Below are 19,909 nucleotides of genomic sequence, written 5' to 3'. Positions count from 1 at the left end.
CGCGCGCCACACGGTTGGCGTGGCGGCCCGGGACTGCTCCCGCTAGTGATGCGCGCATGCGCGCATACGAACTCCAGAAGGCAGGCGACATCGACGGCTGGGTGCAGGTGGAACGTCCGGAGCCCAAGCCCGGACCGGGCCAGGCCCTGGTGCGAATCCGGGCCGTCTCGCTGAACTACCGGGACCTGTTCATCGTGCAGGGGAAGTATCCGGGCACCCGCCCCGCGAACCTCATCCCCACGTCCGACGGCGCCGGCGAAGTGGTCGCGGTGGGCGCGGGCGTCACCCGGGTGAAGCCCGGTGACCGCGTGGCCCCGACGTTCTTCCAGACCTGGACGGACGGCCCGCCGGCCAAGGAGAAGACTGCCAACGCCCTGGGAGGCAGCGTCGATGGCGTGCTGGCCGAGTACGTCACCGTGGACGCCGAGGGGCTGGTGCACCTGCCCGAGCACTTCACCTTCGAGGACGGCGCCACCCTGCCGTGCGCGGCCGTCACCGTGTGGAACTCGCTGGTGCCCGAGGGCCACCTCCAGCCGGGCCAGACGGTGCTGGCGCTGGGCACCGGGGGTGTTTCCATCTTCGCCCTCCAGCTCGCCCGCGCGCTGGGGGCCCGCGTCATCATCACCTCCAGCTCGGACGAGAAGCTGGAGCGCGCGAAGGGGCTCGGGGCCGACGGCACCGTCAACTACAAGAAGCACCCGGACTGGGAGGAGAAGGTCCTGGAGCTGACGGGAGGCCAGGGCGTGGACCACGTCCTGGAGGTGGGTGGCTCGGAGACGCTTCCGAAGTCCATCCGCGCCACGCGGCCCGGCGGACACATCTCCCTCATCGGCATGCTCAGCGGCGGCTTCGCGAAGCCAGACGCCGCCCTCATCGAGCCGAAGAAGCTCAACGTCCAGGGCACCTACGTCGGCAGCCGCGCCATGTTCGAGGACATGAACCGGGTCCTCAGCCAGCACCAGCTGAAGCCCGTCATCGACCGTGTCTACCCGTTCAAGGAGGCGCGCGAGGCCCTGCGCCACATGCAGGCGGGCGCCCACTTCGGGAAGATCGTCATCGAGGGCTGGCCTGAACCGCGCGCGGTTCATCAGCGGGGGTTGAAGCGTGAGTAGTCGAGGAAGCGCCAGCGCAGCGAGGTGACGCCGCGCAGCTCATGGACTTCCTCCACCTGGAAGTCCACCACCCGCTTCGCCCCGGCATGCCGCGCCAGGCGCTCCGGCTCCCAGGTGGCCCGCGCCGTCCCGGTGAGCTGGAGCGTGCCTCCAGCCTCGAAGTCGATGAACAGCAGCCCCGCGCGAGCGTCCAGCGCGAGGTTGCCCAGCGTGTTGAACATGTTGTTGCCCGCGTAGTCCGGGAACTCCAACGCGTGCGCGTCCCGCACGCGCACGAAGCCCGGGTTGCCACCCCGGTGCGAGGCGTCCGCGCCCCCTTCCTGCGTGTGCGTGGCGATGAAGAAGGTGTCCGCCCGCGCGAGCCACTGCTGCTGCGTCTCGGTGAGCGCCGTGCCGGAGTACACCGCCTCGGCGCGCGGCGTGGGCCGTGGCTCCGGCGGCGGCTCCACCGCCCTCGCCTGGATGTACTTGGGGCAGAGCGAGTACACGCTGCGCGGCCACAGGAGGAAGCCTCCGTCGGGCCCTGGCTCCGCGCGGCCTCGGGCCTTCATCCGCCGCCGGGTGGCCAGCTCGATGCCGAGCAGCCCGACGTCGGCCTCCTCCCGCAGGACGGCCTGGAGCGGGTCTCCCTCCACCGGCTCCGCGAGCACGACGAGCGTGTGCTCGTCGCGCACCGAGGCAAAGCCGGGCTCGCCCGTGAGCAGCGAGGCCCAGACCTGCCCCGTGTCCGGCACTCGCGAGGCCACCACCACCATCCGCTGCGCGCGAAGGAAGTCCCGCGCCGCGGGCGGGAACACCGAGCCGATGGAGCGGCCCACGCGCTCCGCCTCTCGCACGGTGCCCTCATGGGCCTGCACGGCCAGCTCGCCTCGATGAAAGGGATTCTCCATGGTGGTCCTCACGGTGCCTCGGGCCTAGAAGAAGCCGCAGGAGGGAGCGCCCGGCGTCGGCGCGGCGTGCCCCTCCGCGCCGGTGGGAGCGTAGATCTCCAGCCGCGTCCCGTCCGGGTCCTCGAAGAAGATACCGCCCGAGCGCATGCCCTCGCCATGCGGCACCACGCCGTCATGCAGGAAGGGCACCCCGAGCGCCTTGAGCTTCTTCTCCACCTCCTTCACCTCGAACATGCCCTCCACCTGGAAGGACAGGTGGTGCAGGCCCGCCCGGCTGCGGTCGAAGCGCCCGGTGCCCTGCTGCCACAGGGTGAGCACCAGTCGCTTGCCCGCGCTGAGGAAGGCGTACTCCCGCCCCTGCTCCTTCGACTCGGCCGTCACCTCGAAGCCGAAGACGTCGCGATAGAAGCGCGTGGAGCGCTCGAGGTGGGTGACGGTGATGCCGACATGGCCCGTCTGGAAGCCGGGGCCGTGGGTTGCCGCGCTGCTCATGGAAGTGCGTCTCCTGGATGACCGCGAGATTGCCCGACCCTCCATTGCAGCCCGCCGGCCAACCCCGGCGCGCGCCCCAGCCCCAGGGAGTTCAGCCACTTCCGGCGCTGCCTGCCCTCCCACGCCACCACGAGGACTCGTGAATCACGACTTCTCGTGGCGGACTGGCGCGGGATTCCGGTGTGCCTCCGGCGCCGTCAGCGGACCTTGATGCCCAGCGCCTTGAGGCGCGAGGCCAGCGTGGTGGGCGCAATCCCCAGCAGCTCCGCGGCCCCACCCGGGCCGTACACCTTGCCTCCCGCCGCGGCCAGCGCCGCCTGGAGGTTCTCCTTCTCCCGCTGGCGCCACTGCGTCTCGTTGAGGAAGGACATCGTGGAGGGCGCAGGCGCCTTGCGCTCCGGCGGAGCCTCCGGGCGCGTCGTCTCGGGCAGGGCCCCCTCCAGGCGGAGCTTCCCGCCTCGTGAGAGGATGACGGCGCGCTCCAGCACGTTCTCCAGCTCGCGCACGTTGCCCGGCCAGTCGTACCGCTGGAGCGCCTGCACGTGGGCCTGGGACAGCCGGGGCGGAGCGACCTTGAGCCGCGCGGAGACGCGCTGGAGCAGGTGCTCGGCCAGCAGGGGAATGTCCTCCGCGCGCTCGCGCAGCGGCGGCACCTCGATGGGGAAGACGCTCAGCCGGTAGTAGAGGTCTTCACGGAAGCGCCCGGCGGCGACCTCCGCCTTCAGGTTGCGGTTCGTGGCGGCGACGATGCGCACGTCCACCTTCCGCGTGACGTCGTCCCCCACCCGCTCGAAGGTTCCTTCCTGGAGCACCCGCAGCAGCTTGCCCTGCAGCTCCAGGGGAATCTCCCCCACCTCGTCGAGGAAGAGCGTGCCGCCCTCGGCGGCCTGGAAGCGGCCGGCCCTGTCTCGCAGCGCGCCGGTGAAGGCGCCCTTCACGTGGCCGAAGAACTCGCTCTCGAACAGCTCGCGCGGAATGGACGCGCAGTTGACGCGGATGAGGGGCCGCTCCCGGCGCGGGCTCTGCTCGTGGAGTGCCCGGGCGATGAGCTCCTTGCCGACGCCGGACTCCCCGAGGATGAGCACGCTGGCGGTGGTGGCCGCCACGGGCTGGAGCTGCTGGAGCACCCGCTGCAACGCCGCGCTCCGGCCCACCAGCTCCCCGAAGGCCAGCGCGTCCTTCACCTCCTCGCGCAGGTAGTCGCGCTCCAGCTCCAGCTGGCCGCGCAGCCGCGCCACCTCCTCGAAGGCGCGCGCGTTGGCCAGGGCCACCGCCGCATGGTCCGCGAAGCTGCGCAGCCAGGAGAACTCCTGTGCGCCGAGCGCCCTGCGGCTGAACACCGCCAGCACGCCCAGCACATCGCCCCGGAACACGAGCGGCTGGGCCGCGAAGCTCTGGATGTCCTCGCGCCGCGCCCACTCGCCGCGCACCAGCCAGCCGGCCTGTCCTCCCAGGCTCTGCAGCAGCACGGGCTCGCCCGTGGCGCCCACCTGCCCCACCTTGCGCACGCCCAGGGGAAAGCGGCGGAACGCCCCGTCCAGCCGCGACCACTCCTCCTCCGGGTCCTCCCGGGAGCCGCCCGCGCTCGCCGCCAGGTGGAGGCAGCGCGTCCGCTCGGGGCACTCGGCGCGCATGGGACACACGTCGCAGATGTCCCCAGGCGCGATGAGCCACAGCCGCGCCAGCGCCACGTCCGGCTGCGCGGCCAGGCCATGGACGACCCGCGCCAGCACCAGGTCCACCGAGCGGACCTGCGCCACGGCGAGGGCTACCGACTGGAGCGCGTCCGCGTACATGGCTGTCCCCCTAACCGGGAGCGCGCCCGGGCTCCACGATTTCTCGTGGGGCCACGAGACCTCGTGACGCGCGGAGGGAGAAAACACTAGTGATTCCAGGCACCTGGCTGCAACTGCATGGGCATGTCAGCTGCAATCTCCCGGGGCCTCACCCCTTGAAACAGGAGCACGACATGGCCGCCTCCCCCCTGCGTCCCCCCTTCACCCACGACACCGCCCGGGCCAAGGTCCAGGCCGCCGAGGACGCCTGGAACAGCCGGGACCCGGAGCGCGTGGCGCTCGCGTACACGGTGGACTCCGAGTGGCGCAACCGGGACGAGTTCTTCCGGGGACGCGACGCCATCCGGCGCTTCCTCCAGCGCAAGTGGGCGAAGGAGCTCGACTACCGGCTGATGAAGGAGCTGTGGTGCTTCACCGACAACCGCATCTCCGTCCGCTTCGAGTACGAGTGGCACGACGCCGCCGGCCAGTGGTTCCGCACCCATGGCAACGAGCACTGGGAGTTCGACCCCGAAGGCCTCATGCGCCGCCGGGACATGAGCGCCAACGACCTCCCCATCGCAGAGGAGGAGCGCCGCTACCGGTGACCGGGCTCGCCCCTCCGGTCGCCCTCCCGCCCCCCTGCCCGGCGTCTGGGACGCCCAGTGAAGTGAAAGGAAGGCTGGAGATTCTCTCCAGGTAGGGTAGTCACGGGCGCGCCACGGGAGCGTCACGCGCAGGTAACGGCTCCTGGAAAAGCCTCGCCTGGACATCCAGGTGACTGGAGGGACGGATGCTCGAGAAGCTGATGCCGAAGTCCGACGAGTTCTTCGACGACTTCGACGCGCAATGTGCCGTCACCGTGCAGGGCGCGAAGATGCTGCACGCGCTCCTGAGCGACTACCGCGACGTACCCGAGCGGGTGAAGGCGCTCAAGGACGTGGAGCACCGGGGTGACGAGGTCACCCACACGGCCTTCAACCGCCTGCACCAGCAGTTCATCACCCCGTTCGACCGCGGGCAGATTCACTCCCTGCTGTCGCGCATCGACGACGTGCTGGACCTGACCAACGCGGCCGCCGCCCGGCTGCACTACTACGAAATCCCCAGCAGCCTGCCGGACGCCACGGAGCTGGCGCGCCTGCTGGTGCTGTCCACCGAGAAGGTCCAGGAGGTGGTGGGCGCGCTGCGGCTCATCAAGAAGCCGGAGCAGATTCTCGCCGGCTGCCAGGAAATCAAGCGGCTGGAGTCCCAGGCGGACGAGGCGCTGCGCTCGGGCGTGGGCCGGCTCTTCAAGAGCGGCGTGGACACGCTGATGGTCATCAAGTGGAAGGAGATCTACGACCTCATCGAGACCGCCACCGACAAGTGCCAGTCCGTGGCCAACGTCATCGAGGGTGTGGTGCTGGAGCACTCCTGAGATGCTACTGACCGCCGTCATCATCATCGTCGGAGTCGCGCTCATCTTCGACTTCATCAATGGATTCCACGACGCGGCGAACTCCATCGCCACCGTGGTGTCCACGCGCGTGCTCTCCCCCAACCTCGCCGTGGCCTGGGCCGCCTTCTTCAACTTCGTCGCGGCCTTCGGCGGGGGTGTCCATGTGGCCAACACCATGGGCAAGGGCATCATCAACTTCGACATGCTCCGCGACCGGGGCGAGGCCGCGGTGCTCGCGGTCATCTTCTCCGCGCTGATGGGCGCCATCGTCTGGAATCTGCTGACGTGGTGGTGGGGGCTGCCCTCGTCCTCGTCCCACGCGCTGGCGGGCGGCATGATTGGCGCCACGCTGCCGGTGCTCGGCTTCGCGGGGCTGGTGGGCTCGGGCATCGCCAAGATTGCCGCGTTCATCGTGCTGTCACCGCTCATCGGCATGACGCTCGGAATCTCGCTGATGGTGGCGAGCACGTGGATCGTGCACAAGCAGACGCCCCTGCGCGTGGACGCGTGGTTCCGCCGGCTGCAGCTGGTGTCGTCCGCCATCTTCTCCTACAGCCACGGCACCAACGACGCGCAGAAGGTGATGGGCATCATCGCGGTGGTGCTCTTCGGCACCATCTGGAAGGACCGCCCGTTCCACATCGACTGGTGGATGATCATCTCCTGCCACGCGGCCATCTCCCTGGGGACGTTCTTCGGCGGGTGGCGCATCGTGCGCACCATGGGGCACAGCCTCACCAAGCTGGCGCCCATCGGCGGCTTCGCCGCGGAGACGGGCGGCGGCGTCACCATCATCGCGCTGGCGCAGCTGGGCATCCCGGTGTCGACCACCCACACCATCACCGGCGCCATCGTCGGGGTGGGCTCCACCAAGGGCTGGCGCGCCGTGAAGTGGGGCGTCGCGGGCCGCATCATCTGGGCGTGGGTGTTCACCATCCCCGCCTCCGCCCTGACGGCCGTGGTCGTCTACGGGCTCACCCAGCTGGTCGTGAAGCTCGTCGGCTGAGCCTCCCTGGCAAAGGGGCCCGCGCCTGGCCGCGCGGGCCCGCTCGCTTGACTCGCGTCCGCGAGTTCAGCCAGCATTTCACTCCGTGAGCGATTCGAACGTGAGCACCACGCAGCGCGAGGGCCTGACGGCCTCCGCCTCCGTGTGCCCGGCGACCGCCACCACCACCACGACTACCTCCACGACCACGACTCCCCGCGGAGCGCGGGCGGTCTAGCTCGGAAACCTCCAGGTTCCCCAGCTCGGCCCCGCGCTCTCCGGCGCGGGGCCTTTTCGTTTTTGCCGTCTTCCCAGGAGCCCCGCATGCAGCCCACCTCCCAGACGACCCGCCGGCAGCACCGCCCCTCCTCCCCGCCGTCCCTGCGCGAGGTGGCGTCATGCGCGTGATGAAATTCGGTGGCACCAGCGTGGGCGGCGCCGAGCAGCTGCGCCGTGTGGTGGACCTGACGGCGGCGGCGCGCCAGGAGACGCGGGTGATGGTGGTCGCCTCGGCCGTGTCCGGCATCACCAACCTCCTGGTGGACGCGGGGCGCCTGGCGCAGGACGAGGGGCCGGAGAGCGCCCGGGTGCACGAGCTCCGCACCCGCTTCGAGAGCGCCCACGCCACCATCGTCCGGGAGCTGGCCGGCGAGCTGGGCGCCTCCCGCCAGCGCGCGCTCGAGGCGGGGCTCGCCGCCCTGGACTCCGAGCTGCGCGGCCTCCTCCAGGGCGTCGGCCTGCTGCGCGAGTGCTCACCGTCCGTGCTCGCGCACCTCTCCGCGCTCGGCGAGCGCGCCTCCTGCCTCATCCTCGCGGCGCTGCTGGACGCCCGGGGGCTGGCCCCGCACCCGGTGGACCCGCGCGACGTCATCATCTGCGCGGGCGACCCGCTCCAGGCCACGCCGCTCATGGAGGAGACCCGCGCGCGCTTCGCCACGCTGCGCGCGGGGGGCCCGGAGCTGCTGCTGATGCCGGGCTTCTTCGGCGGGGACGGCCGGGGCAAGACGCTGTCGCTCGGCCGCGGCGGCTCGGACTACTCGGCCGCGCTGGCGGCGGCGGCGCTGGACGCGCAGCTGCTGGAAATCTGGACCGACGTGGACGGCATCTTCAGCGCGGACCCCCGCCTCGTCCCGGAGGCCTTCCCGCTGCCGGAGGTGAGCTTCGAGGAGGCGATGGAGCTGGCCTACTTCGGCGCCAAGGTGCTGCACCCGAAGACCATCGCCCCCGCCCGCGAGCGCGGCATCACCGTCTCCGTGCGCAACAGCTTCCGCCCCGAGCACCCGGGCACCCGCGTGACGGCCGCCGCCGCGCCGCCCCAGCACCCGGTGCGGGGCCTGTCCTTCCTGCGCGACGTGGCCCTCGTCAACATCGCCGGCGCGGGCCTCAAGGGCGTGCCGGGCACCGCCGCCCGCGTCTTCGAGGCCATGGCCCACGCGGGCATCTCCGTGGTGCTCATCACCCAGGGCTCCAGCGAGTGCTCCATCAGCTTCTGCGTGCAGCAGGCCGAGGCCGAGCGCGCCGTGCGGGCCCTCGAGGCCGCCTTCGAGGTGGAGCGCGAGGCCGGCAAGGTGGACGCGATTGAGCGCCAGGGCGGGCTCGCGGTGCTCAGCATCGTCGGTGATGGGATGCGCCACCGCGTCGGCGTGGCGGGGACGTTCTTCGCCGCCCTGGCGGACGTGGGCTGCAGCATCGCCGCCATCGCCCAGGGCTCCAGCGAGCGCAGCATCTCCGCGGTCATCTCCGAGGCGGACGGCCCGCGCGCCCTGGCCCACGTGCACGGCCGCTGCTTCGGCACGACGGAGGTCGTCGAGCTCCTGGTGGCGGGCGTGGGCAGCGTGGGCGCGGAGCTGCTGCGGCAGGTCCAGCAGCAGGCCCCCAAGCTGCGCGCCCACGGCGTGGACCTGCGCGTGTGCGCCATCTCCAACAGCAAGCGCTGCGTGGCCTCCGGCGAGGGGCTTCCCCTGGACGGCTGGCAGGAGCGGCTGGCCGCGGGAGAGACCACCCCCGCGCTGGACACCTTCCGCGACTGGGCCCGGGCGAAGCGGCCCGGACGGCCCATCTTCGTGGACTGCACCAGCAGCGAGGACGTGGCGCTCGCCTACCCGTCGCTGATGGAGGCCGGCCTGCACGTGGTGACGGCCAACAAGAAGGCCAACTCCGGCCGGTGGAGCCACTGGCGCAAGCTGCGTGACACGGCGTCGCGGCACCAGCGCCGCTTCCTCTACGAGACGAACGTCGGCGCGGCCCTGCCCGTCATCGACACCCTGAAGAACATGCTGCGCACCGGCGACCGGGTGCTGCGCGTGGAGGGCATCCTCTCCGGCTCGCTGTCCTTCATCCTCGGCCTGACGGAGCAGGGCGTGCCGCTGTCCCAGGCCGTGGGCACCGCCATGGAGCGGCGCTTCACGGAGCCGGACCCGCGCGACGACCTCCACGGCACCGACGTGGCGCGCAAGGTGCTCATCCTCGCCCGCGAGATTGGCCGCACCGAGGAGCTGGAGGGCGTGGCCCTCGACTCGCTGCTCCCCGCGGACTTCGACGCCTCCGGCCCGCTGGATGCGTTCCTGGCCCGCCTGCCCCAGGTGGACGCGGGCTTCCAGCGCCGCGTGGACGCGCACCGCCAGGAGGGCAAGGTGCTGCGCTACGTGGGCAGCGTCACCCCTGAGGGGTGCTCGGTCGGTCTGGTGGCCGTGCCGCTGGAGCACCCGCTCGCGGCGGTGAAGGGCGGCGAGAATGCGCTCAGCTTCCTCTCCGAGCGCTACAGCCCCACCCCGATGGTGATTCGCGGCTATGGCGCGGGCGCGGCGGTGACGGCGGCCGGTGTGCTCGCGGACATCCTCCGGCTCGTCGAGGTGCCGCTGCCCTGACGCGGGCGTCAGCGCGCGGCGGCCGCGTCCCCGGAGTCCTCCGCGCCGGCCAGGAACCGGCGCGGCAGGAACACCGTGAAGGTAGAGCCCGCTCCGGGCCGGCTCGTCACCTCGATGGAGCCGCCATGCGCCTCCACGATCTGCCGGGTGATGAAGAGGCCCAGCCCCAGGCCTCCGTAGTGGTGGGAGGACACCGCGCGCTCGAAGCGGCCGAAGATGCGCCCCAGGTCCTGCTCCGAGATGCCGATGCCCTGGTCCACCACGGAGAGCCGGGCGAAGTCCCCCCGGTCCTCGACCTCCACCACCACCGGCTTGCCGGCGGCGTACTTGATGGCGTTGGACAGCAGGTTCGCCAGCACCTGCTCCAGGCGGAGCCGGTCGAAGCGGCCCGTCACCGGCGCCGGCGCGCGCAGCACCAGCTCGCAGCGTGCATTCCCGGCATCCTGCTGGAACTGCTCCAGCACCTCCCGGGCCAGCTGGCTCAGGTCCAGCGTCTCCAGGTCGAAGCGCATCTGCCCCAGGCTGATGCGTGACACGTCGAGCAGCCCGTCGATGAGCTTGTCCAGCCGGTGGATCTGCTTGGTGGAGGCCTCCAGCTTCTGGCACAGCGCCGGCTCCTGCGTCTTCGAGCACAGCCGCTGCAGGTGCTGCAGCTGCAGGTGCAGCGTGGTGATGGGGGTGCGCAGCTCGTGCGAGGCGATGGAGAGGAACTCGTCCCGCAGGCTGACGGCCTGCTGCGCCTGCTGGTAGAGCCGGGCGTTGTCGATGGCCAGCGCCGTGCGGTGGGCCAGCTCCTGGGCGAGCAGCAGGTCCGTCTCACCATACCGGCGCCCGGGCACGGCCGAGCCGAAGGTCAGGGCCCCGAGGATGCGGCCCCGCGCCACCAGGGGAACGGACAGGGCCGTCTTCGTGCCCAGCTCCCGGATGAGCCGCGCGTGCCGGGCGTCCTCCACCGTCGGCAGCAGCAGCGCGTCGGTCAGCTCGGCGAAGAGCTCCGGCCTGCCGGTGCGCAGCACCCGTGTCGCCGGAGGGTTCGAGTCCCAGCGTGCCGGGTAGCGCCTCTGGAGCTCGCGCAGCAGCGGCTCCTTCTCCGGGTTGGCATGCGCGGCCGCCACGCGGCGCAGGACGTTGCCCTCCTCGACGATGTCCACCACGCACCACTCCGCCAGCAGGGGCACGCCGAGGCGGGCCACCTGTCCGAGCGTCGTCTCGTAGTCGAGCGACTCCACCAGCACCCGGGCCGCCTCGCCCAGGAAGCGCTGGGACTGCTCGGCCCGCCGCAGCTCCACGTACAGGCGCGCGTTGTCCACCGCATACGCGCTGCGCCGCGCCAGCTCCTCCGCCAGGGACAGGTCCTCCCCCGTGTACGGGTGGCCAGGCTGCTCCCGGAGCAGCGTGAGCGTGCCCAGGGTGCGCCCCCGGGCGATGAGCGGCACCACGAGCGCGGAGGCCGGACGGAACAGCTCGAGCAACGGGAAGCGGCAGGCGCCCCGCGTCCCCAGCCGCCGCAAGAGCTTCTGCGTGTCCGGGATGAGCCGGGGGCGGCCCGTGCGCAGCACCCGGACCAGCTCCGCCGGGGGCCCCATTCCGTCCCCCTCCTCCGCCGCGTCCCCATGGAGCCGCGCCGCCGCGCTCCCGGGGGCATGCGCGCACGCCACCCGCCGCGGGGTGCCGTCCTCCTGGAGATGGAGGAGCGCCGTGTCCGCGAGCTGGGGCACCACCCGGCGCGCGACGGCCGTCAGCGCCGCCTCGGAGTCGAGCGAGGACACCAGGACGGCGCTCACCTCGGCCAGCAGCCGCTGGCGCTGCTCGGCGAGGCTGGCCTCCGCGAGCAGGCGCCGCTGCAGCTCGGCCACCTTGCGCTCCGTCATGTCGCGGCTGACCTCGGCGAAGCCGCTCAGCCGGCCCTCCGCGTCGCGCAGCGAGGTCAGCACGATGCGGGCCCAGAAGCGCGAGCCATCCTTGCGCTGCCGCCACTCCTCCAGCTCCACCTGCCCGCGCGCCTCCGCGACGCGCAGCCGCGCCTGGACGAGGTCGTGCTCCACGCCCTCTGGAGGCAGGAAGGCCGACACGTGCCGCCCGAGCGCCTCCCCCGTGTCGTAGCCCAGGATGCGCCGCGCCCCGGCATTCCAGCTCACCACGCGCCCCTCCGGGTCCAGCATCACGAGGGCCTGGTCCTTCACGCCGTCCGCCAGCAGCCGGAAGCGCTCCTCGCTCTGCTCGAGGAACGCCTCCGCCCGGCGCCGCCCCGCCGTCTCCAGCGCCATGGAGAGCACGTGGCCGATGGAGCGGGAGAAGGCCAGCTCCTCCGCCGTCCAGGCGTGGGGCCGGCCGACCTGCTCGTGGCACACCACCCCGCCCAGCCGGCCCCGCACCCACACGGGGACATCCAGCATGGAGGTGATGCCCTGCGGCTCCAGGTAGCTGGTGGTGAACTCGCGGGTGCGCGCGTCCCGCCGGGCATCGTCCGCGGCGATGTACAGCTCGTTCAGCAGGGCGTGGAAGTAGCTGGGGAAGTCGCGCTCCAGCAGCCGGGCTCCGCGCTCGAAGGCATCCCGCTCCCGCACGTAGAGCAGGTCGCACTCGAGGGCGCGCGCCTCCAGGTCCAGGGACCAGTAGCTCACGCGCGACACGCCCAGCAGCTCCGCGTCGCTCTTGAGGATGCGCCGCAGCCCGGCCTGGAAGTCGGGCGCCTGGGCAGCCGCCAGCTCCAGCAGGGCGGACTGCTCCAGCAGCACGGACTGGCGGTGGAGCAGCCGCTCCCGCTCCGTCCGGACCGTGGCCTCCTCCCGGCTCGACTCCTCTCCAGCACCCTCGATGAACGTCACCCCTGAAAGGTGCTGCCGGACGATGGGCGCACCAACCAGCGAGTCAGCGACCAGCCAGGCCCCGCCCGGCCACGCCGCCAACCAACCGCCCCGCGGCTCGGCGGGGCATTATTGACACTGCGATGCTTCTACAGCCCTGGTGCCAGAGCGAGGCACCCGGCACCGACTTCCCCTGGCCCCACCCACTCCCGGAAAACCGGATTCGGCACGTCCCCCCAAAGGTGCATTTGAAGTTGGCCGCCGACCTGCCCAGAATGCGCGGCTGCCCTCGACAAGCAAAGGGGCAGGGGGAGGACGGAATGTTCGTGTCTCGCAGGTCTGTATGGGGCCATACCCGGAAGGCGCTCGCGCTCGCGCTCGCCTTCACGCTGGCGGGGTGCTCCGATGATGAGGGCGATGGCGAGCCGGTGACCCTGAGCGGCAAGGTGACGTACGACTTCGTGCCGTCCACCTACTCGGCGACGACCCGCTCGGGCACGCTGGCCTTCAACCAGACTGTCGTGAAGCCCGTGCGCGGCGCCCAGGTGCAGGTGCGGCAGGGAACGAAGGTGCTGACCACCGCCACCACGGACGCGGAGGGGAAGTACACGCTCACCTTCACGCCGAGCGGCGACGACGACCTGATGTTCTACGCGCTCGCGAAGACCGCGACGCCGGACATCCAGGTCGAGGACAACACGGATGGGGACGCCATCTGGGCGGTCGGCACCGAAATCGACGCCGACACCACCAGCAAGGACCTGCACGCGGCCCATGGCTGGACGGGGTCGTCCTTCAACAACACCCGGCGCACGGCGGCGCCCTTCGCCATCCTCGACAGCATGTACACCGCCGCCCAGGCCTTCATGGCGGTCCGCACGGTGAACTTCCCCGCGCTCAAGGTGAACTGGAGCCCGGACAACGTCCCCCAGGGCGGCAACAAGGCGCTCGGCCAGATTGGCACGTCGCACTTCTCCTTCAACGAGAACGAAATCTACATCCTCGGCCGGGACGGGGCGGACACCGACGAGTTCGACAACCACGTCATCGTCCACGAGTGGGGGCACTACTTCGAGGGCAACCTGTCCCGCTCGGACAGCCCGGGCGGCCCCCATAGCTCCGGCGACGTGCTGGACCCGCGCCTGTCCTTCGGCGAGGGCTACGGGAATGCCCTGGCGGCCATCATCCTCCCGGAGCCGATGTACGCCGACACCTTCTGGAGCGGCTCGCGCGGGCTGACGGCCTTCGGCTTCGACGCGGAGACGGCGCCCGTCCCCACGGATGACCCGTTGCCGGGCGTGTTCTCGGAGTCCAGCGTCATGCGCATCCTCTATGACCTGTTCGACTCCGGTACCAACGAGCCCACGTACGACACCGTGTCCTACAACCTCGGGACGATTCACGACGTCCTGGTGGGCCCGCAGAAGTCCACCGAGGCGCTGACGACCCTCGGCGCCTTCCTCACCGGCCTCAAGGCGCAGAACGGCGTGAGCGCGGCGGCGGTGGACACCCTGGTGGCGCACTACAGCGTGGGCTCGGTGACGTCGGCCTTCGGCGACGGCGACGCGAGCCTGCGCGCCATGTACGTCAACGTGCCGGCGACGTACCCGTACACCACCACCTTCAACCTGCGCGGTGGCGACGACTACAACAAGCAGGAGCAGAACCGGTACTTCGTGTTCACGGGCACGGGCCGCCCCATGCGCATCGCCGCGTCGAATGCGAGCGAGGACGTGGGCATCGAGGCGTACCGCCTGGGTGAGGTGGTGGGCTCGGCCGACACGGGCTTGCTCGGCGAGGAGTCCTTCACCTTCAACAGCCAGCTCGACGCCAGGTACGTGCTGGTGGTGACCGGCTTCTCGGAGACGGAAGCCAACTACCCCGTTAGCCTCTCCATCACGAGCCCATGACGTCAGGAGCACACATGAACCGCAAGGCACTCGCAGTCCTCTCGGGCCTCCTCGCGCTCTCGGCGCCGGTGGCCTGCTCCTCCCAGGCGAAGTCCGCCTCCACCCCGAGCGGCCAGCCGGAGACCCCGTCGGCCGCCCGGTCCGACATGACCAAGACCCACAGGCCCGACACCGCGAAGCCCAGCGCCCCCGTGGACGTGAAGGCGGAGCTCGACAAGGACCGGGCCCGCGTCACCCTGCGCTTCGACGCCCCGGCGACGGACGTCCAGGTGAACATCTCCGGCGTGGACGGCCTCACGGTGAAGAGCGCCCCCACGCCCGTGGACGGCGCCAGCTTCGTGGCCGCCGGGGAGTCCAGCTTCGACGTGACCTTCACGCCGGGCGCCGGGCGCTCGCACCTCGTGGTGGCCGTCACCGGCAACTTCCGGGGCGCGCACCAGTCGAAGGTCGCCAGCTTCGCGGTGGGCACGCCCTCCAAGGAGCAGCAGAAGTCCACCGGCACCACCGTGACGGGCGAGGACGGCCAGCGCATCAAGGTCATGCCGTCCGGCGGCGGGCAGTAGCCGGTCCGGAAGTGGGCGGGGACGCCGGCTCGTCCCCGCCCGTGCGGCCATTCGTCCCAGGCCCGGTGGCGGCCATCCCAGCGCGTCGCTAGGTTGCCGGGCCATGCGCGAGCTCGAGCAGGACTCTCCGGAACCCTGGCGCTGTGAGGTGCCCCCCCTGCCCTCCTGGGCGGTGTGGACCGGGACGGTGGCCTGGTGGCTGACGGACGCCGTCGTCACCGTCAGCCAGGTGCGCCTGCTGCAGGGCATCGGCGAGGCGGAGGTCGACAAGGGCTCGCTGTGGCCCATGGCGCTGGCCAGCTCGCTGCTCTGGGTCCCCATCACCGTCATGTGCCTGCGGCTGTCCGAGCGGCTCCCGCTGGGCGCCGGGCGCGCGGCCCGCGCGGTGGCGGCCCACCTGGGGGCGCTGGTGCTGGTGGTGCTGGGACGCGCGGCCTTCGTGCTGCTCACCCAGGACGTCATCGGCTGGTACGAGCGGGCCCCGCGCGTGGGCGACGTGCTCGTGCAGAGCGTGGCCAACAACCTCCTCACCTGGCTGCTGCTGACGGCGGGCGCCCATGCGCTGGGGCTGGCCCGGCGCGCGCACGTGCGGCAGCGCCGCGCGGACCAGCTCCAGGCGCAGCTGGCGGAGGCGCGCCTCCAGGGGCTCGCGGCGCAGCTGCGGCCGCACTTCCTCTTCAATGCCCTCAACGCGGTGGCCTCGCTGGTGCACACAGACCCGGACGGGGCGGAGCGGATGCTGGCGCGGCTGGGAGATTTGCTGCGCCACAGCCTGGAGTCCGGGGACCGCCAGGAGGTGACGCTGCGAGAGGAGCTGGCGGCGCTGGCCCCGTACCTGGACATCGAGCGCACGCGCTTCGGCTCCCGGCTGGAGGTGGAGTGGAGCCTGGCGCCGGACGTGCTGGAGGCCCGCGTCCCCCACCTCGCCCTGCAGCCGCTGGTGGAGAACGCCATCCGCCACGGGCTGGCCCCGCGCGCCGAGCCCGGCCGGGTGCGCATCTGCGCCGAGCGCGACGGCGAGGCGCTGCGCGTGCAGGTACAGGACGATGGAATGGGGCTGCCCGCGACGAGCCTGCCCAGGCGCGGCGGCGGCGTGGGCCTGTCCAACCTGCGCGCGCGCCTGGCCACGCTCTATGGCTCCCGGGCCGTGCTGGAGCTCAGGCCCGGAATCCCCAGGGGGGCGGTGGCGGAGCTGCGCCTGCCCCTGCGCGAGGTGGCCCCGGGGAGCGCGGCGTGAGCGCCGGTACGGGTGAAGCGCCCCTGCGGGTGGCGGTGGCGGACGACGAGCCGCTGGCCCGTGAGCGCCTGCGGGCGCTGCTGGGCACGGAGCCGGACGTGGCGCTGGTGGCCGAGGCGGCCAGCGGCGCCGAGGCGGTGCGCGCGGTGCTGACCCACGCGCCGGACGTGCTGCTGCTGGACATCGAGATGCCGGCCGGAGACGGCTTCGAGGTGCTGCGCGCGCTGCCGCCGGAGTCCGTCCCCGTGGTCGTCTTCGTCACCGCCTGGCAGCAGTACGCGGTGCGGGCCTTCGAGGCCCAGGCGCTGGACTTCCTCCTCAAGCCGTATGACCGGGAGCGCTTCCGCGCGGCGCTGGCGCGGGCGCGGCAGCAGGTGCGGCTGGTGCGCCGGGGAGACGCGGGCCCCCGCCAGGAAGCGCTGCTGTCGGGCCTGGCCCTGGCCCAGGCGCCGCTGCGGCGGCTGCCCGTGAAGGAGGACGGCCGCATCCGCTTCCTCGACTGCGCCGCCATCACCCACGTGGAGGCGGAGGCCAACTACGTGCGCGTCCACACCGCGGACGGACAGCACGTCATGCGCGAGACGCTGACGCACCTGGAGGAGCGGCTGGACACGCGGCGCTTCGTGCGCGTGCACCGCTCGGTGCTGGTGAACCTGGACCACGTGCGCGAGCTGGAGCCGCTGTCCCAGGGTGAGTACCTGCTCGTGCTGGGCGCGGGCACGGCGGTGCGCACCGGCCGCAGCCACCGCGCGCGCGTGGAGCAGGCCCTGGGGCTGGGCCCCGCGGCGCCGGGCTCGCGCTGAGGGCCGTCCCCGCTCCACGCCCGTTCGTCCCAGGCGCGGTCCGGCCCGTCCCCGCATCCCTGACGGCGGCGCGGCGCGGGCGTACCTGTGAGGCCACGGTGGGAGCGGGGCAGCCCTCTCCCTCGCGTGTCACCGCTGACCAGGAGTCCTCCATGTCGCTGAAGTCCCCGCCCGCGCTGCTCGCCGCGCTGGCCCTGTCGCTGCTCGCGCCGTCCGCCTCCGCCTCCGCGCCCCTCGTGCCCGAGGTGTTCCTCCCCGGCCTCGTCTCGCTGCCGGGCCAGGAGGAGTACCGCATCGTCTTCACCCCGGACGGGCGCACCGCCTTCTGGGGCGTGGGCGAGGAGCTGTTCCCCGTCTCGCGGCAGTCCACCATCCTCTACTCCGAGTGGCGCCACGGCCGCTGGACGGAGCCGCGCGTGGCGCCGTTCTCCGGCGTGTACAGCGACATCGACCCGTTCGTCTCCCCGGACGGGCGCCGCCTGTTCTTCTCCTCCATCCGCCCCGTCAATGGCGCGCCCCGCGAGGACGTGGAGCTGTGGGTGGTGGAGCGCCGGGGAGACGGCTGGAGCGAGCCGCGCCACCTGGGCGCGCTCGTCAACAGCACCTCGGATGAGCTGTACCCCAGCGTGGACGCGTACGGGACGCTGTACTTCGGCTCGGACCGGCCGGGCGGCTACGGCATCTGGGACATCTGGCGCGCGCACCCGCGCCGGGACGGCACCTACGGGCCCGCGGAGAACCTGGGCCCCGCCATCAACACGGAGACGCTGGACTTCAACCCCACCATCACCGCCGACGGCCAGACGCTGCTCTTCGCGTCCATCGGCCGCGAGGACGGCTACGGCTACGGGGACCTCTACACGGCCGAGCGCGTCCGGGGCCGGTGGCAGCCCGCCCGCAACCTGGGGCCCACGGTGAACACCTCGCAGGACGAGTACCACCCGTCCCTGTCGCCCGACGAGCGCACCCTCTTCTTCGTGCGCCACGAGTACGAGCCCGAGTACCTGCCCGCGGACCTCTTCCACGTCCGCGTCCGGGGCCTGCTGCGCCCCGGCGAGCCCTGCGCCACCGGCGAGGACGCGGAGCCGTAATCAGACCCATAAAAAGAACACAGCGGGGAGCGCGCCCCCCGACGCACTCCCCGCCGCGTGAGCCGCTCTGACGAGAGCTCCAGAAAAAAACATTGGGAGCACGCCCCCTCGACGTGCTCCCAATGACGTCGCGCTCCCAGCCAGCGGAGCGCCCCCCTTTTGGAAGCAAGCCCCCCCGGGCCGGCTTCCCCCCCACTCAGACGCAGTGCGTCCGAAAAATCCGAGTGCCGTCGATTACCCGGACACCCTTCCCAACCCCCTCTCAGACGCTCTGCGTCTGAACCCTTGAGCGCTTCGGCTCTGCCTGGCGCCCCCACCTTCAATAATTCAAACGCACGGCCCCCAAATCCTTGAGCGGGCCTTTTCACTTTTTTTCGCGGTGCCCGCATCCGCACAGGCTCCCACACCCCGGGGCGTCGGCTGCGAGCCCACCCGCTCAGCCCGTGGCCTTCGCTCCAGGGGCGAGGCCCGCCGCGGCCTCCTCGTGCTGCGCGTCCGAGAGCCGGCGGGCCAGCCGCCGCCGGACGACCTCGATGTGCTCGCGGAAGAAGTAGAGATTCTCAGAATACGAGAGCGGCATGGGGATGCGATTGACCTCGCGCTCCGCCTCATCGAGCCGCCGCATCATGTCGGTGAGCCGGTCCGCGTTGGGATTCTCATCGAGCTGGAGCTCGATTTCCTTGAGGCGCGCGTACCAGCGGACGATGCGCGAGCGCACCCGCCAGAGGAACAGCGCGGGCACGGCGCGCACCAGGGGCACCACCACGGCGATGATGGGCACGAGCATCACCCACAGGCGGTCCACCAGGTTGGCGGCCCAGAATGGCAGGTAGCGCTGCAGCAGCGGGACGCCGGACTCGTAGTAGCGGCGGGCCTCGCTGCTCAGGGGCACGCCCGCCTCCATCGGCGCCGGGAACTCCCCCGTCTTGTCGAGCATGCCAGCCTTGCCATGGACCTCGCTCGCGGCGCGCAGCAGCAGGTACGCCAGCGCGGGGTGGAGCGAGTCCCTCGCCACCAGGTTGGCGGTGGGCGCCAGCAGCGTCACGTCCTCGGCCGGGACGTCCGCCGCCAGGTCGAACACGCCGCGGGGCAGCACGTGGCGGGAGAGGTAGGTGTACCGGCGGACATAGGCCTCGGCCCGCGAGAAGCTGAGCAGCCGCACGCCGGGCACCGCCGCGAGCTTCTTGATGGCGGGCGCCTCCGCGGTGGCGACGATGAATATCGCGTCGACCGCTCCCTGCTTGAGCTGCTCGATGGACTCATCGCGGCCGAGCGCCACCAGCTGCGTGGGGGCCTGGTCCGCCTTGTTGGCCTCCAGCATGGTGAGGGCCAGCGCGCGCGTCCCGCTCTCCTCCGCCCCCACCGAGATGCGCCGGCCCTTCAGGTCGCGCACGTCCTCGATGGGCTCTCCCCGGTAGAAGACCCACAGCGGCACGTACGACAGGCTCCCGAGCGACACCACGCGCTCGGCCTTCTCGGCGCCCACGGTGCCGCTCTGCACGAAGGCCACGTCGACGCCCGAGGACTCGTCGGAGAGCAGCTCGATGCTGGCGACGGAGCCCTTCGTCGGGCGCATCTCCAGCTTGATGCCGTCGCGCGCGAGGATTTCCTCGTACTTGCGCGCGAAGTACCGGAAGCCGCCCTCGTCCTGCGGCGTCGCGATGACAATCGTCTTCGGAGGCGCGGGCTTGACGAAGTAGAACGTCACCGCGAACGCGATGGCGATGAGGGCCAGCGCGGGGCCGAGCGTCATCCACAGGTCGCGCCGCAGCGTGCGCCGGAGCTGGGCCTTGAGCTTGTCAGTCTTCATGAGGCGCCGAGTATAGACGCCACCCGTGCTTCAGGGCCCACCCAGGTCGTATGGGCCCCAAGGGAGCGACCAGGCCCGACGGGAGCGCGGGCCCAGGTGCTCACGGACTTCACGCGTTATCCGGAG

Annotated in this window: 15 protein-coding genes; 10 read left to right on the top strand and 5 right to left on the bottom strand. The window is 71.8% G+C overall.

Features of this window, described 5'->3' with window-relative positions:
• Positions 1 to 56: 56 nt before the first annotated feature.
• Positions 57 to 1,112, top strand: coding sequence for a zinc-dependent alcohol dehydrogenase family protein (locus LXT23_RS39680; RefSeq protein WP_253985661.1), 1,056 nt, complete (start codon positions 57 to 59; stop codon positions 1,110 to 1,112).
• On the opposite strand, the gene LXT23_RS39675 is transcribed toward LXT23_RS39680, so the two are convergent.
• The 3 genes from LXT23_RS39675 to LXT23_RS39665 form a co-directional block, all read right to left on the bottom strand.
• Positions 1,088 to 2,002 carry a pyridoxamine 5'-phosphate oxidase family protein gene (locus LXT23_RS39675; RefSeq protein ID WP_253985660.1) on the bottom strand — a complete coding sequence of 305 codons (915 nt, stop codon included), beginning with the start codon at positions 2,000 to 2,002 and terminating at the stop codon, positions 1,088 to 1,090. The two genes, LXT23_RS39680 and LXT23_RS39675, sit on opposite strands and share 25 nt — an antisense overlap.
• Before the next feature lie 24 nt (positions 2,003 to 2,026).
• Positions 2,027 to 2,494 carry a VOC family protein gene (locus tag LXT23_RS39670; RefSeq protein WP_253985659.1) on the bottom strand — a complete coding sequence of 156 codons (468 nt, stop codon included), beginning with the start codon at positions 2,492 to 2,494 and terminating at the stop codon, positions 2,027 to 2,029.
• Between the two features lie 197 nt (positions 2,495 to 2,691).
• Positions 2,692 to 4,290: a sigma-54-dependent Fis family transcriptional regulator gene (locus LXT23_RS39665; RefSeq protein WP_253985658.1), complete on the bottom strand. Its 1,599-nt coding sequence runs from the start codon at positions 4,288 to 4,290 to the stop codon at positions 2,692 to 2,694.
• Positions 4,291 to 4,463: 173 nt separating this feature from the next.
• On the opposite strand from LXT23_RS39665, the gene LXT23_RS39660 reads away from it, so the two are divergent.
• The 4 genes from LXT23_RS39660 (at position 4,464) to thrA (ending at position 9,562) form a co-directional block, all read left to right on the top strand.
• Complete coding sequence (locus LXT23_RS39660) at positions 4,464 to 4,877, top strand: nuclear transport factor 2 family protein (protein WP_253985657.1); 414 nt, start codon at positions 4,464 to 4,466, stop codon at positions 4,875 to 4,877.
• Positions 4,878 to 5,062: 185 nt separating this feature from the next.
• Positions 5,063 to 5,689, top strand: a complete 627-nt coding sequence (locus LXT23_RS39655; protein ID WP_253985656.1) for a DUF47 domain-containing protein — start codon at positions 5,063 to 5,065, stop codon at positions 5,687 to 5,689.
• 1 nt (position 5,690) lies between these two features.
• Positions 5,691 to 6,716 carry an inorganic phosphate transporter gene (locus tag LXT23_RS39650; RefSeq protein WP_253985655.1) on the top strand — a complete coding sequence of 342 codons (1,026 nt, stop codon included), beginning with the start codon at positions 5,691 to 5,693 and terminating at the stop codon, positions 6,714 to 6,716.
• A 377-nt stretch (positions 6,717 to 7,093) separates the two neighbouring features.
• Positions 7,094 to 9,562, top strand: coding sequence for a bifunctional aspartate kinase/homoserine dehydrogenase I (gene thrA / locus LXT23_RS39645; RefSeq protein ID WP_253985654.1), 2,469 nt, complete (start codon positions 7,094 to 7,096; stop codon positions 9,560 to 9,562).
• 8 nt (positions 9,563 to 9,570) lie between these two features.
• On the opposite strand, the gene LXT23_RS39640 is transcribed toward thrA, so the two are convergent.
• Complete coding sequence (locus LXT23_RS39640; RefSeq protein WP_253985653.1) at positions 9,571 to 12,471, bottom strand: PAS domain-containing sensor histidine kinase; 2,901 nt, start codon at positions 12,469 to 12,471, stop codon at positions 9,571 to 9,573.
• Between the two features lie 218 nt (positions 12,472 to 12,689).
• Between LXT23_RS39640 and LXT23_RS39635 the strand changes: the two genes are divergently transcribed.
• The 5 genes from LXT23_RS39635 to LXT23_RS39615 all read left to right on the top strand — a co-directional run bounded on the left by LXT23_RS39635 (position 12,690) and on the right by LXT23_RS39615 (position 17,973).
• Positions 12,690 to 14,279, top strand: a complete 1,590-nt coding sequence (locus LXT23_RS39635; RefSeq protein WP_253985652.1) for a carboxypeptidase-like regulatory domain-containing protein — start codon at positions 12,690 to 12,692, stop codon at positions 14,277 to 14,279.
• Positions 14,280 to 14,293: 14 nt separating this feature from the next.
• Positions 14,294 to 14,842 (top strand): hypothetical protein, encoded by a 549-nt coding sequence (locus LXT23_RS39630; RefSeq protein ID WP_253985651.1) that lies wholly within the window; start codon positions 14,294 to 14,296, stop codon positions 14,840 to 14,842.
• Positions 14,843 to 14,945: 103 nt separating this feature from the next.
• The gene (locus LXT23_RS39625; RefSeq protein WP_253985650.1) at positions 14,946 to 16,079 is read left to right on the top strand and encodes a sensor histidine kinase; all 1,134 of its coding nucleotides are present in this window, start codon (positions 14,946 to 14,948) and stop codon (positions 16,077 to 16,079) included.
• Positions 16,076 to 16,882 carry a LytR/AlgR family response regulator transcription factor gene (locus LXT23_RS39620; RefSeq protein WP_253985649.1) on the top strand — a complete coding sequence of 269 codons (807 nt, stop codon included), beginning with the start codon at positions 16,076 to 16,078 and terminating at the stop codon, positions 16,880 to 16,882. Before LXT23_RS39625 ends, LXT23_RS39620 begins: the two co-directional genes overlap by 4 nt.
• A gap of 152 nt (positions 16,883 to 17,034) precedes the next feature.
• A complete protein-coding gene (locus LXT23_RS39615; protein WP_253985648.1) occupies positions 17,035 to 17,973 on the top strand; it encodes a TolB family protein in 939 nt (312 codons plus the stop codon).
• A 436-nt stretch (positions 17,974 to 18,409) separates the two neighbouring features.
• Here LXT23_RS39615 and LXT23_RS39610 read toward each other — a convergent pair whose 3' ends face one another.
• Positions 18,410 to 19,783 carry a TAXI family TRAP transporter solute-binding subunit gene (locus tag LXT23_RS39610; protein ID WP_253985647.1) on the bottom strand — a complete coding sequence of 458 codons (1,374 nt, stop codon included), beginning with the start codon at positions 19,781 to 19,783 and terminating at the stop codon, positions 18,410 to 18,412.
• Positions 19,784 to 19,909: the final 126 nt, after the last annotated feature.

Origin of the sequence: Pyxidicoccus xibeiensis, assembly GCF_024198175.1 — a bacterium.
In the GTDB taxonomy this organism is placed as follows: domain Bacteria; phylum Myxococcota; class Myxococcia; order Myxococcales; family Myxococcaceae; genus Myxococcus; species Myxococcus xibeiensis.
The sequence above is the reverse complement of the archived record's forward strand: the minus strand, read 5'-3'. Positions and strand labels throughout refer to the sequence as shown.